General features: G+C 51.7%; 12 protein-coding genes. All 12 read left to right on the top strand.

The genetic code is table 11. The features are described 5' to 3' along the window. Positions 1-48: 48 nt before the first annotated feature. The 12 genes from OH663_RS07415 to OH663_RS07360 all read left to right on the top strand — a co-directional run bounded on the left by OH663_RS07415 (position 49) and on the right by OH663_RS07360 (position 13,228). On the top strand, positions 49-1,587 hold the full coding sequence (locus tag OH663_RS07415; protein ID WP_045448763.1) for a PTS transporter subunit EIIC: 1,539 nt from the start codon (positions 49-51) through the stop codon (positions 1,585-1,587). A gap of 13 nt (positions 1,588-1,600) precedes the next feature. Beyond that, on the top strand, positions 1,601-3,328 hold the full coding sequence (locus OH663_RS07410; protein WP_200011258.1) for a sulfatase: 1,728 nt from the start codon (positions 1,601-1,603) through the stop codon (positions 3,326-3,328). Positions 3,329-3,338: 10 nt separating this feature from the next. Beyond that, positions 3,339-4,202: an aldose epimerase family protein gene (locus OH663_RS07405; RefSeq protein WP_071829055.1), complete on the top strand. Its 864-nt coding sequence runs from the start codon at positions 3,339-3,341 to the stop codon at positions 4,200-4,202. Between the two features lie 45 nt (positions 4,203-4,247). Further along, positions 4,248-5,129: a MurR/RpiR family transcriptional regulator gene (locus tag OH663_RS07400; protein WP_045448758.1), complete on the top strand. Its 882-nt coding sequence runs from the start codon at positions 4,248-4,250 to the stop codon at positions 5,127-5,129. Then, positions 5,113-5,493, top strand: coding sequence for a YidH family protein (locus OH663_RS07395; RefSeq protein ID WP_045448756.1), 381 nt, complete (start codon positions 5,113-5,115; stop codon positions 5,491-5,493). The genes OH663_RS07400 and OH663_RS07395 overlap by 17 nt, the downstream gene beginning before the upstream one ends. Continuing rightward, the gene (locus OH663_RS07390; RefSeq protein ID WP_200011275.1) at positions 5,484-5,771 is read left to right on the top strand and encodes a DUF202 domain-containing protein; all 288 of its coding nucleotides are present in this window, start codon (positions 5,484-5,486) and stop codon (positions 5,769-5,771) included. The genes OH663_RS07395 and OH663_RS07390 overlap by 10 nt, the downstream gene beginning before the upstream one ends. Before the next feature lie 84 nt (positions 5,772-5,855). Next, positions 5,856-6,464: a glutathione S-transferase gene (locus tag OH663_RS07385; protein WP_045448754.1), complete on the top strand. Its 609-nt coding sequence runs from the start codon at positions 5,856-5,858 to the stop codon at positions 6,462-6,464. A gap of 201 nt (positions 6,465-6,665) precedes the next feature. Then, the gene (selA, locus tag OH663_RS07380; RefSeq protein WP_048223077.1) at positions 6,666-8,057 is read left to right on the top strand and encodes an L-seryl-tRNA(Sec) selenium transferase; all 1,392 of its coding nucleotides are present in this window, start codon (positions 6,666-6,668) and stop codon (positions 8,055-8,057) included. After that, positions 8,054-9,901: a selenocysteine-specific translation elongation factor gene (gene selB, locus OH663_RS07375; RefSeq protein WP_200011277.1), complete on the top strand. Its 1,848-nt coding sequence runs from the start codon at positions 8,054-8,056 to the stop codon at positions 9,899-9,901. The genes selA and selB overlap by 4 nt, the downstream gene beginning before the upstream one ends. 102 nt (positions 9,902-10,003) lie before the next feature. Continuing rightward, positions 10,004-11,542 carry an aldehyde dehydrogenase AldB gene (aldB, locus tag OH663_RS07370; RefSeq protein ID WP_045448751.1) on the top strand — a complete coding sequence of 513 codons (1,539 nt, stop codon included), beginning with the start codon at positions 10,004-10,006 and terminating at the stop codon, positions 11,540-11,542. A gap of 220 nt (positions 11,543-11,762) precedes the next feature. Further along, positions 11,763-12,086: a DUF3302 domain-containing protein gene (locus OH663_RS07365; protein WP_200011279.1), complete on the top strand. Its 324-nt coding sequence runs from the start codon at positions 11,763-11,765 to the stop codon at positions 12,084-12,086. Between the two features lie 5 nt (positions 12,087-12,091). After that, the gene (locus tag OH663_RS07360; RefSeq protein WP_045448747.1) at positions 12,092-13,228 is read left to right on the top strand and encodes an HlyD family secretion protein; all 1,137 of its coding nucleotides are present in this window, start codon (positions 12,092-12,094) and stop codon (positions 13,226-13,228) included. The last annotated feature ends 7 nt before the right edge of the window (positions 13,229-13,235 follow it).

Below are 13,235 nucleotides of genomic sequence, written 5' to 3'. Positions count from 1 at the left end.
ATGTTAATCGTGAAATTAAAACTTCATTCGCCAGTATCAGGGATTCGTATGAGCAGATTATTTTCTGGAGCACAGAATCTGGGTAAGTCGTTTATGTTGCCAATTGCCATTCTTCCCGCTGCGGGGTTGTTACTGGGATTTGGCGGCGTATTTACCAACCCAGTGACCATTTCGACCTACCCTTTCCTCAACAATGAGATTGTGCAGGCTATTTTTACCGTTATGCGACTTTGCGGTAGTGTCGTGTTTGATAACTTATCACTGCTATTTTCCGTCGGTATTGCCGTGGGACTGGCGCGCAGTGACAAAGGCACTGCGGGTCTGGCAGCAGTCCTTTGCTTTCTGGTGATGAATAAAGCAATCAATGCGCTGTTGTTGCTGACGGGAACATTGGCGACAGAAAATCTCGCCGCTGCCGGGCAGGCGAGTGTTCTGGGGATCACGACGCTGCAAACCGGTGTGCTTGGTGGGGTGATGTGTGGGTTGCTAACCTCCTGGACACATAGCCGGTATGGAAAAACTCAGCTACCTAATATGCTGGCATTTTTTAGCGGTTCGCGCTTTGTCCCCATAATGACGTCGTTCTTTGCCATCTTTCTTGGCGTTGCGCTGTTCTGGGTCTGGCCGCACGTGCAGGCAGGGATTTCTCACCTTGGCATTCTTGTTGAAAAGACCGGTTATCTTGGTACGTTAATTTACGGCATGATCCTCAAATGCCTGATCCCTCTGGGGTTACATCATCTTTTCTACATGCCATTTTGGTTAACGAGCGTCGGTGGTGAAGCCGTTGTTAATGGCCATGTCGTCGAAGGCACACAGAATATCTTTTTCGCTCAACTGGCCGATCCTTCGGTAACGCAGTACTACATTGGTGTTTCACGCTTTATGGCCGGACGCTTTGCCGATTTCATGTTTGGTCTGCCGGGTGCTGCGTTGGCGATCTATCACTGCGCAAAACCGGAAAACAAAAAGAAAGTCGCCAGCTTGATGCTTTCTGCCGCATTGACCGCATTCGTGACCGGGATTACCGAACCACTCGAGTTCGCATTTATGTTCTGCGCACCGCTGCTTTACGCCGTGCATATCGTCTTAACCGGTGTGGCATTCATGCTGACGCATATCCTGGAGATTACGGTCGGTCAGACATTCTCCGGTGGGCTGGTGGACTTCCTGCTTTTTGGGGTGTTGCAGGGGAACGCCAAAACCAATTGGGTTTACATGCTGCCGCTGGGTGTTGTGATGTTCAGCGTCTATTACTTTACCTTCCGTTTCATCATTCAATGGCGGCAATTGAAAACGCCGGGTCGTGAAGATGAAAGCGAAGAAACGCCGGTCGTGAACGTGGCAACGGATGCACGTGCTGCCGGGATCGTTGAGGCGTTAGGCGGTCGCAGCAATATTGTCGATGTGGACTGCTGTGCAACTCGTTTGCGTATCACTGTAAATGAGCCGGAGAAGGTGAGGCTGGATGACTTCAAACAGCTTGGCAGTAAAGGCGCATTCATTCGCGGTCAGGGCGTACAGGTTGTTTATGGACCTCATGTCACGCTGATTAAAAACGAAATTGAAGAATTTATCGGTTCATAAAGAGAGCGGTCTTATGAAAGCAGTTATGTTGATGTTCGACACCCTAACCCGTAATCACCTTGCGCCCTATGGCGGTGATGCGATAACGCCGAATTTTACGCGTCTGGCGCAGGAGTCCGCCCAGTTCGATAACTTTTACGTAGGGAGCATGCCTTGCATGCCCGCACGACGTGAGCTGCATACCGGGCGCTATAATTTTCTGCATCGTAGCTGGGGACCGCTGGAACCTTTTGATTTCTCGGCGATGCAATCGTTGCGTCAGAATGGTGTGCATACACATATGGTTACTGACCATAAGCACTACTGGCGCGACGGTGGCGCGACGTATCATACGCGTTATTCCACGTTTGAGTTTATTCGCGGGCAAGAGGGGGATTGCTGGAAAGGACAGGTTGAAAAGCCACTAATCCACTGGCAGGGCAACGAGGATGAAGAGACGCTTCGTCGTCGTGCCGGACGTATGACCCAGGATTTAATCAATCGTGCTGCTATGCCTACCCAGCAGGAACATTTTACCCACCGCACGATTAGCGCGGGTATAGAGTTTCTCGAAACTAACCAACACCAGGATAACTGGTTTTTACAAATCGAGTGTTTTGATCCGCACGAACCGTTCTTCGTTCCTGAAAAGTACCTGGAGCAGTATGGCTGTAAACCCGGTGAATTCGACGGCTGGGTACCCTATTACTGTGGAGCGCCTGGCGGGTCAGAAGATCAGAAAGTCCGTAAGTTTTATCAGGCGCTAATCACCATGTGTGATGATTATCTTGGTCAGGTGATGGATAAACTTAAGGCGCTGGATCTGTGGGATGACACTCTGTTTATCGTCTGTACCGACCATGGGTTCCTGCTGGGGGAGCACCAGTGGTGGGGTAAAAATATCATGCCGGTGTATAACGAAATCGCTAATACGCCGTTCTTTATCCGCGATCCGCGCAGTAAAACGCAGGGTGTCAGACGTAGCGCACTGGCGCAGACAATAGATATTCCGGCGACGTTACTGGAATATTTTGATATTCCCCGCCCGGCAACCATGACAGGAAAACCTCTGCGCCCGGCCATTGAACGTGATGAGTCGATCCGTGATTATGCGCTGTTTGGTTATTTTGGTGGCCATATCAATATCACCGATGGTGAATACGTTTATATGCGCTGCCCGCGCGAGCAGAATAAAACGAATCTGTATGAATATACGTTGATGCCTACGCGTATTGATAGCCCTTTTAAAATTGATGAGCTAAAGGATATTCGTATTCATCCGGGCTTCGATTTTACCCAGGGTGTACAGGTGATGCAGATCCCCGCCACCTTTGGTTATCTTAATCCATGGCGCTTTGGCGATAAGTTGTTCGATGTTAAAAGCGATCCGGGACAGTTTCAGCCACTTAATGATGGAACCTTATCTCAACGCTATGCCGCCGCGTTGATCCCCATGATGCAACAGCATGATGCGCCGCCAGAACTGTATACGCGCTTCGAACTCGATCCACTCACGCCTGAGCGCGATGCGCAATTTATCCAACGACAACATGAACAGATCGCAGGGTATGCCTGTGCGCATCCTGGCGTTGCAGAGGCATTGGCGTTTTTGATCCGCAACAGCAGCGAAGATGCATTGGAACTGACCGTGGGGTGCAGTGTTGATGAAGCTGATATTTTCGCATTAATCGATAAGTTATTTACCGGTGATAAACATCGCGCCATGGTCTACCAGACGCGCTTATTACTGCGTACGGCATAGGAACGGGAAAGTGGAATGGAATTTAGAAAATGCCCGCTTTCGTATGACCGTGCAGGCAACCGGCGCGGAGCTTAGCTTGCTGTGGGATAACAAAGGCCAACGCAACTGGATATGGCAACCGCAACCAGACGTGTGGAATAACTCGGCGACGCAGCTTTTCCCCGTTGTAGGCCAGCTTATCCATAACGGGCTATGGCAGGGAGAGCGCTTTTTTCCGCTCTCCGCACACGGTTTTCTGCGTTATCAGATATTTGACTGCGTGGAGCAGGATGCAACTCACTTGGTGATTGAAGCTCATGATACGGCCAGCACACGCGAGGTGTGGCCATTTTCCTGGCAGGTTCGTATTGGATGGTATCTAGAATCCGACGGTATACGTGTGACATGGTCGGTATTCAATACAAGTGATGAAACGTGGGGCTATTCCTCTGGCTGGCATCCAGGATTTGCACTGCCTGTAGCGAGTGAACCAGGTTGGACGGTGCGATTCAATTCAGTGTGCACGGGGCCGTTTGCTACTCAGAAGAGGACATTGCAGATCAGCGATAATGCCCCCGGTATCGCGACATTTCCGCTTCTGCCGGAGAGCTTTAACCATGGTGCCGTCTATTTTTCGCAGAGTGATGACAACCATTGGGCGGTTTGCTCGCCGGATGGCGTTGAACAGATAGTCTTTGCTGGAAACCAGCAATGGCTGGCCCTGTGGGGCATACCTGGCGCGAATTTATTGTGCGTGGAACCCTTATCTGGCACCACGGACGATCCCTGTTTTGACGGACAAATAGCGCATAAGAGAGGCATTCAATGGCTGAATGCAGGAGAGCAGCATAGCCATTGGCTCTCGGTCAGGTTCCCGGCAGACAGCGGACGGTAAGCGGGATAAACTACCTGACTTATCTCGCGGTCAGGAGAGCCCGTAATGAGTGTGAATAAAAAAAACGTGCGCGTTTATCTTGCGAATATCCTCGGTAGCCTTGGGGATACTGATGGAAAAATTGCCGGTTATATTTTGCAAAACCCGGGCCTGGTCGTGCAGCTACCAGTAAAGAAACTGGCGCTGGAAATTGGCGTCAGTGAAGCGACTATCGTGCGTTTTTGTAAGAAAGTGGGCTATGACGGGTTGCTGAACCTGAAGGCTGACCTCAAGCGGGAACTATTGACGGAAAGCGATCTGTCATTGCCATCTTCACCGGATATTTTTCTGGATGATTCGCGCAACGAAGTAGCACAAAAAATCGCCTTGATGATTGAGACCTCAAGTCGGGAGACGATTGACCTGCTGGATATGAAAGTGGTGAAGCCCGTTGTTGAGCGCTTTTTGGCGGCCCGGCGCGTGATGTTTGTTGGATTTGGCGCATCCGGACTGGCAGCGCTGGAGGCGCGCGACAAGATGAATCGTCTGGGAATTGACTCTGAAGCGTTTACCGATCGCTTCACGATGACCCTTAAGCTGGCCAATCTGAAGGCTGACGACCTGGTGGTCGCATTTTCCCATTCAGGAGAGACGCCAGAAGTAGTCAATGCGTTTCGTCTGGCTCAAAAAAGGGGCGCTTACACCCTGGCGATAACACATAGTCATCACTCACCGCTGAACGAGCTGGCGAATACATTCTGGCTGACAAGTGGTGAAGCAGGGCCGATGCAAGGGGATTCAATTTCTACGCGTATTTCGCAGTTGTTTATTATCGAGTTTTTATGTACCGAAATTACGCGTCACAACCTGCGGGATAGCGGAGTGACCGGATTGTCGATTAAAGAGTTGTTGATAAAAGAAAGGATTAAACGTGAGTCCTCAGGATAATGATTTTGCTCCAAAACCTGTTGGTAAATGGTGGCTGGCGGGTAAAAAACCCGATTATCGTTTTACACTTGCCAATGAACGTACTTTTCTTGCCTGGATCCGCACCGCTCTGGCATTAATGGCGGGTGCGGTGGGCGTTGATCAATTTTCTCCGCAGCTCTCCTCTCCTGGTTTACGCCACTCCCTTGCATTATTTCTTGTCATGGGCGGAGCCCTGCTTGGTGGTCTGGCGTGGCGGCGCTGGCGGCATAATGAATACGCTATGCGCCTGGACAGCCAGTTGTGCTATACCCGCTTTATCTTTGCGTTGTCTCTGTTTCTTGTTGTTGTGGCGGTATTACTGGGAATAATGCTGTGGGGGTAAGCGCCAACCGCGATCCTGGACTTCAGCCTGAACGCACGGCACTTTCCTGGAGACGTACCGCGTTTTCAATGATGGTACCCGCCGTATTAACGCTGCGGGGATGGTTTCATTTTGGTGAATGGCCTTATGCGATTGCGACTTTTTTGTTGATGAGTTGCGCATCGATCATCCTGTTACATCAGCGCGGTAAAAATAAGCTATATGTCTCATTTTCAATCGTATTAAGTAGCCTGTTATTGGGATTTCTCTTCCTTTGCCGTCTTTTTGAAATCATCTGAGCCATACTAGGCTGTATCCCAAATTGTTCGCTTATGGGCAACCAGAGGCGCAGTCTATTTTTTTGTTGGCAAAAAGGACACGGTATGAAACTCATTGGCAGCTACACCAGCCCTTTTGTGCGAAAAATTTCTATTCTGTTGCTGGAAAAGGGCATCACTTTCGAATTTGTTAACGAACTCCCCTATAACGCTGAAAACGGCGTAGCACGATATAATCCGTTAGGAAAAGTACCCGCGCTGGTCACCGATGAGGGAGAGTTCTGGTTCGACTCCCCGATTATTGCGCAATACATTGAGCTGCTGGATATTGCGCCCGCCATGTTGCCGCGCGAACCGCTGGCGGCACTTAAGATTCGTCAGCTTGAAGCACTGGCTGACGGTGTTATGGATGCTGGGTTAGTCTCTGTTCGCGAACAGGCCCGCCCTGGTGCGCAGCAATCGGAAACCGAACTGTTGCGCCAGCGCGAGAAAATTACCCGCAGCCTGGATGTGCTGGAAGGTTATCTGGCAGACGGTACGCTTAAAACAGACTCGGTTAACCTTGCAACCATCGCCATTGCCTGCGCGGTGGGCTATCTCAATTTTCGTCGGATTGCACCCGGTTGGTGTGTGGACCGGCCGCGGTTGGTCAAACTGGTGGAAACACTCTTTCAGCGAGAAAGCTTTGCCCGCACAGAGCCGCCGAAAGCTTGATAGGCATATACATCTCATCCATCAAGCTGCCTCTTTGTTGGCAACGTTCGTTCGCCCCTGGGGATTCATTCTCTTGCCACCTCGACGCATCTTGATTGATTTTGTGTATGTATGTCCGCATGAGTAAAGTCACGGTACAATCCTCCCTATATCGATAGCCCTCTCCACGGTGGAGAGGGCCACCAACAGCCAGGCCCTTTCATGACAACCGACATGCGTTCACTTTACAGCCAGCTTCCTGCTATCGATCGTTTATTGCGCGATAGCGCCTTTTCAGCCTTGCGTGAGTCCCATGGTCACACCCGGGTGGTTGACCTGCTTCGCCATATGCTCGACGAAGCCAGGGAAACGATTCGCGACGCACAAGCGCTTCCGGCATGGTGCAACGACTGGGCGCAAGAGGCCTGCACCCGGCTGGAACGGGAATCGCAAAGCGCGCTGCGTCCGGTTATCAACTTGACGGGGACAGTGCTGCACACCAACCTTGGGCGTGCATCGCAGGCGGAAGAAGCGATTGATGCTGTTGTGCAGGCTATGCGTACGCCGGTCACACTGGAATACGATCTGGACGGTGCAGGGCGCGGACATCGTGATCGTGCCCTGGCGGATTTGCTATGTCGCATTACCGGGGCGGAAGACGCTTGTATCGTAAATAACAACGCGGCAGCGGTGCTGTTAATGCTGGCCGCAACCGCCAGTGGCAAAGAGGTGGTGGTTTCACGCGGTGAGCTGGTGGAAATTGGCGGTGCGTTTCGTATTCCGGATGTCATGTCCCAGGCTGGGTGTGTGTTGCGTGAAGTTGGCACGACCAACCGTACCCACGACAGTGATTATCGCCAGGCAGTGAATGAAAACACAGCTCTGCTGATGAAAGTGCATACCAGTAATTACAGCATCGAAGGCTTTACCAAAGCGGTAGATGAGATGGAACTGGCGGTGATGGGTCAGGAGCTGGATATTCCGGTGGTGGCGGATCTGGGCAGCGGTTCGCTGGTCGATCTCAGCCAGTATGGTTTGCCGAAGGAACCAATGCCACAGCAGTTGATCGCCGCAGGCGTAAGCCTGGTCAGCTTCTCAGGCGACAAGCTGTTGGGCGGGCCACAGGCGGGGATTATCGTCGGTAAGAAAGAGATGATTGCCCGATTACAGCACCATCCGCTGAAACGCGCGTTACGGGCCGATAAAATGACCCTGGCGGCACTGGAAGCGACGCTGCGGCTCTATCTGCACCCGGAGGTGCTGGCAGAGAAATTACCGACGTTACGTTTGCTCACCCGTACTGAAGAGGCCATCCGCGCTCAGGCACAACGATTACAGGCGCGGCTGGAAGAACATTACGGCGACACGTTCGCACTGAACGTGATGCCTTGCTTGTCGCAGATTGGCAGCGGCTCGCTACCAGTTGATCGGCTGCCCAGTGCGGCATTAACGTTTACCCCGCATGACGGGCGCGGTAGCCGTCTTGAGGCGCTGGCCGCCCACTGGCGCGAGCTACCGGTGCCGGTCATTGGGCGGATTTATGATGGCCGCTTATGGCTGGATCTGCGCTGTCTTGAAGACGAGACCCGGTTTATGGAGATGATGCTGAAATGATTATTGCAACCGCCGGACACGTTGACCACGGAAAAACGACGTTATTACAGGCGATTACCGGCGTGAATGCCGACCGCCTGCCAGAAGAAAAAAAGCGCGGTATGACCATCGATCTCGGCTATGCCTACTGGCCGCAGCCTGACGGACGCGTACTTGGATTTATCGATGTTCCCGGACATGAAAAGTTTCTGTCCAACATGCTGGCGGGGGTCGGCGGTATCGACCACGCTCTGCTGGTGGTTGCCTGCGATGACGGCGTGATGGCGCAAACACGTGAGCATTTGCAGATCCTGCAACTGACGGGTAATCCGCAGCTTACTGTGGCTCTGACGAAAGCCGATCGCGTGGATGAGGCGCGTATTAACGAGGTGCGTGCAGAGGTCCAAACAACACTGGCTAACTATGGTTTTGCGGATGCAGCACTTTTTGTGACCGCCGCCAGTGAAGGGCGTGGGATCGATATCTTACGTGACCATTTGCTGCAATTACCTACGCGCGAGCATGCCAGCAATCACAGCTTCCGCCTGGCGATTGACCGTGCCTTTACGGTAAAAGGTGCAGGCCTGGTGGTAACAGGTACCGCGCTCAGTGGTGAAGTCAATGTGGGCGATTCGCTGTGGCTGACGGGCGTTAACAAACCGATGCGCGTGCGTAGCCTGCATGCGCAGAACCAGGCCTGTGAGCATGCCCATGCTGGTCAGCGTATTGCGCTGAATATTGTCGGAGATGCTGAAAAAGAACAGCTCAACCGTGGTGACTGGCTGCTTTCTGATGCGCCGCCGGAGGCTTTTACCCGTGTCATTGTTTCCTTAGAACATTCGGCCCCGCTAATGCAGTGGCAACCGTTACACATTCATCACGCGGCCAGCCACGTTACCGGGCGGATTTCTCTGCTCGAAGGAACGCTGGCAGAACTGGTTTTTGATACTCCGCTGTGGCTGGCTGATAACGACAGACTGGTGCTGCGTGACATTTCTGCGCGTACCACGTTAGCTGGCGCCCGCGTGGTAACGCTCAACCCGCCGCGTCGGGGCAAGCGTAAGCCGGAATACCTGCAGTGGCTGTCAGCACTGGAAAATGCGCAGGATGACGGCGACGCGCTGGCAATACATCTGACGCGCGGGGCGGTGAATATTCCTGATTTCGCGTGGGCGCGGCAACTCAATGGCAACGGTATGCGTCCGTTGATTGAGCAGCATGGCTTTATTCAGGCCGGCTACAGTCTGCTGAATGCGCCTGTTGCAGCACGCTGGCAGCGCAAAATCCTCGATACACTGGCAACGTACCATGAGCAGCATCGCGATGAGCCAGGACCGGGGCGTGAGCGTCTGCGGCGTATGGCCTTGCCGATGGAAGACGAAGCGCTGGTGCTGTTGCTGATTGAAAAAATGCGCGATAGCGGTGCTATCCATAGCCATCATGGTTGGCTGCATTTGCCGGATCATAAAGCTGGTTTCAGTGATGAACAGCAGGCGATCTGGCAAAAAGTCGAACCTCTTTTTGGTGATGAACCATGGTGGGTGCGGGATCTGGCGAAAGAGACGGGCACGGATGAGCAATCTATGCGTTTGGCGTTACGACAGGCAGCCCAGCAAGGCATCATTACTGCGATCGTTAAAGATCGCTATTACCGTAACGATCGGATTGTCGCCTTCGCTAATATGATCCGCGAACTCGATCAGGAAAGAGGATCGACGTGCGCCGCCGATTTCCGCGATCGGCTTAACGTGGGACGTAAATTGGCTATCCAGATTCTGGAATATTTTGACCGCATCGGTTTTACCCGTCGTCGGGGCAATGATCATTTACTGCGGGATGCGTTGCTATTCCCCGAAAAGAGTTGATGTCATTTAATCCGTGACCGCTGTCGTAAAGCAGTAAAAGGCTGGCGAATAATTCGCCAGCCCCATCTACCTTTGTAGTACCCCTACATCAAGGAGATGGTCATGACTAATAACCCCCCTTCAACGCGTATTTATCCCGGCGAGTATGGTTACCCTCTGAAGTTAAAAGCTCGATACGATAACTTTATCGGCGGCGACTGGGTCGCACCTGCGGACGGTGAGTATTACCAGAACCTGACACCGGTAACCGGGCAATTACTGTGCGAAGTGGCCTCTTCCGGCAAGAAGGATATCGATCTGGCACTGGATGCCGCGCACAAAGTAAAAGATAAATGGGCGCATACCTCCGTGCAGGATCGTGCGGCGATTCTGTTCAAAATAGCCGATCGTATGGAGCAAAATCTCGAGCTGCTGGCGACCGCAGAAACCTGGGACAACGGTAAACCCATTCGCGAAACCAGTGCTGCTGATGTACCACTGGCAATTGACCATTTCCGCTATTTCGCCTCCTGCATTCGTGCGCAAGAAGGGGGGATCAGTGAAGTCGACAGCGATACGGTGGCGTATCACTTCCATGAACCCCTGGGCGTGGTTGGGCAGATTATCCCGTGGAACTTTCCGCTGTTGATGGCGAGCTGGAAAATGGCGCCTGCCCTGGCGGCAGGCAACTGCGTGGTGCTGAAACCTGCCCGCCTGACACCGCTGTCCGTACTGCTGCTAATGGAAGTGATCGGCGATCTGCTGCCGCCAGGCGTGGTGAACGTGGTCAACGGTGCTGGTGGAGAAATTGGCGAGTATCTGGCAACGTCAAAACGCATTGCGAAAGTGGCGTTTACCGGCTCAACGGAAGTGGGTCAGCAGATCATGCAGTACGCAACGCAAAACATCATTCCTGTTACGCTGGAGCTGGGCGGCAAATCGCCCAATATCTTCTTTGCTGACGTGATGGATGAAGAAGATGCGTTCTTTGACAAAGCGCTGGAAGGTTTTGCACTGTTTGCCTTTAACCAGGGCGAAGTGTGTACCTGCCCGAGCCGTGCGCTGGTGCAGGAATCTATATACGAGCGTTTTATGGAGCGTGCTATTCGCCGCGTGGAGAGTATTCGCAGCGGTAACCCGCTTGATAGCGTAACGCAGATGGGGGCGCAGGTTTCGCATGGTCAACTGGAAACCATCCTCAACTATATCGATATTGGTAAAAAAGAAGGTGCTGATGTGCTGACCGGCGGGCGGCGTAAGCAGCTGGATGGAGAGTTAAAAGAGGGATATTACCTCGAGCCGACCATTCTGTACGGTAAGAACAATATGCGCGTATTCCAGGAGGAGATCTTTGGTCCGGTGCTGGCTGTCACGACCTTTAAAACCATGGAGGAAGCGCTGGAAATCGCTAACGATACTCAGTATGGACTTGGTGCTGGCGTCTGGAGCCGTAACGGCAATCTGGCATATAAGATGGGGCGTGGTATCCAGGCGGGGCGTGTATGGACCAACTGCTATCATGCTTACCCGGCACATGCGGCGTTCGGCGGCTATAAACAATCGGGCATTGGACGCGAGACCCACAAAATGATGCTGGAGCATTATCAGCAGACCAAGTGCCTGCTGGTGAGCTACTCTGATAAACCGCTGGGACTGTTTTAAATTCCCCTCAATCATTGCCCGGTATCGCTAAGTGATACCGGGCATATCGTTATGCTTTTCGTCTTCCTGCAACCCGAAATATTTAGAGTATATAGAAACCCATATATCGTTATATAAATAAGAGAATTGCATACGTTCTGGTCGTTCATCTATTATTCTTAACTCTATTGTTTAAAACAAACAGCAGACAAATTTATTAATTTAAATCCCTGAGGCAAATATGTTTCTTGATTATTTTGCATTAGGAGTGCTTATTTTTGTATTCCTGGTTATTTTTTATGGGGTTATTATTCTGCATGATATTCCCTATCTGATTGCAAAAAAACGTAACCATCCTCATGCCGATGCAATACATGTTGCGGGCTGGGTAAGTTTGTTTACTTTGCATGTTATTTGGCCATTTTTATGGATCTGGGCAACGCTTTATCGCCCGGAGCGAGGGTGGGGTATGCAGAGTGCTGATCCTTCCCTTAACCAGCTTCAGGCACGGGTAGCCGATCTGGAAAAGAAACTGGCCGAGGTTAAGGCCTCCCCGGCGGAGTAATATTGATGGATTTACTGATCGTTCTGACCTATGTGGCGTGCGCATGGTCGATATTTAAAATATTTAAAATCCCTGTAAATAAATGGACCGTACCAACAGCAGCATTGGGCGGCATATTTATTGTTTGCGGACTTATATTACTGATGAATTATAACCATCCGTATACATTTAAGGCGCAAAAAGCAGTGGTTTCTATTCCCGTAGTGCCTCAGGTAACGGGTGTAGTAACAGAAGTGACGGATAAGAAGAATACGCTAATCAAAAAAGGCGAGGTCCTGTTTAAACTTAACCCTGGTCGCTATCAGGCGAGGGTTGACCGCCTGAAAGCTGATATTGTGACGGCACAGCATAAAGAGCAGGCTCTTGCCGCGCAGTTAGATGAAATGAAGGCTAACACACAACAGGCAAAAGCCACGCGCGACAAGCTGGCGAAAGATTACCAGCGCTATGCGCAGGGTAGCCAGGCGAAGGTGAATCCTTTTTCTGAACGCGACATCGATGCGGCGCGGCAGAACTATCTGGCGCAGGAAGCGTCAGTGAAATCATCCGTCGCAGAGCAACAGCAAATACAGAGTCAGTTAGACAGCATGGTATTGGGGGAACATTCACAAATTGCCAGCCTGAAAGCCCAGTTGGCAGAAGCCGAATTTAACCTTGAGCAAACTGTGGTACGGGCGCCCAGCGATGGTTATATCACGCAGGTGCTGATTCGACCGGGTACCTATGCCGCAGCTCTGCCTATGCGTCCGGTAATGGTCTTTATTCCAGACCAAAAACGGCAAATTATTGCCCAGTTCCGTCAAAACTCGCTGCTGAGACTGGAACCGGGCGATGAAGCTGAAGTGGTGTTTAATGCGCTGCCGGGTAAGGTATTTAGCGGTAAGTTGACGGCGATTAGCCCTGCGGTTCCAGGTGGTACGTACCAGTCAAATGGGACGCTACAATCCTTAAACTCCACCCCCGGTTCTGAAGGCGTTATTGCTACGATAGATCTGAATGAAAATGAAGATTTAAACGCTTTGCCCGATGGTATTTATGCACAGGTAGCCGTCTATTCTGACCATTTTGCCCACGTGTCAGTGATGCGCAAGGTGCTGTTACGAATGACCAGTTGGGTGCATTACCTGTATCTCGACCACTAAGCGTAGG

This window comes from Citrobacter sp. Marseille-Q5395 (assembly GCF_947057495.1).
Lineage (GTDB): Bacteria > Pseudomonadota > Gammaproteobacteria > Enterobacterales > Enterobacteriaceae > Citrobacter > Citrobacter murliniae.
The sequence above is the reverse complement of the archived record's forward strand: the minus strand, read 5'-3'. Positions and strand labels throughout refer to the sequence as shown.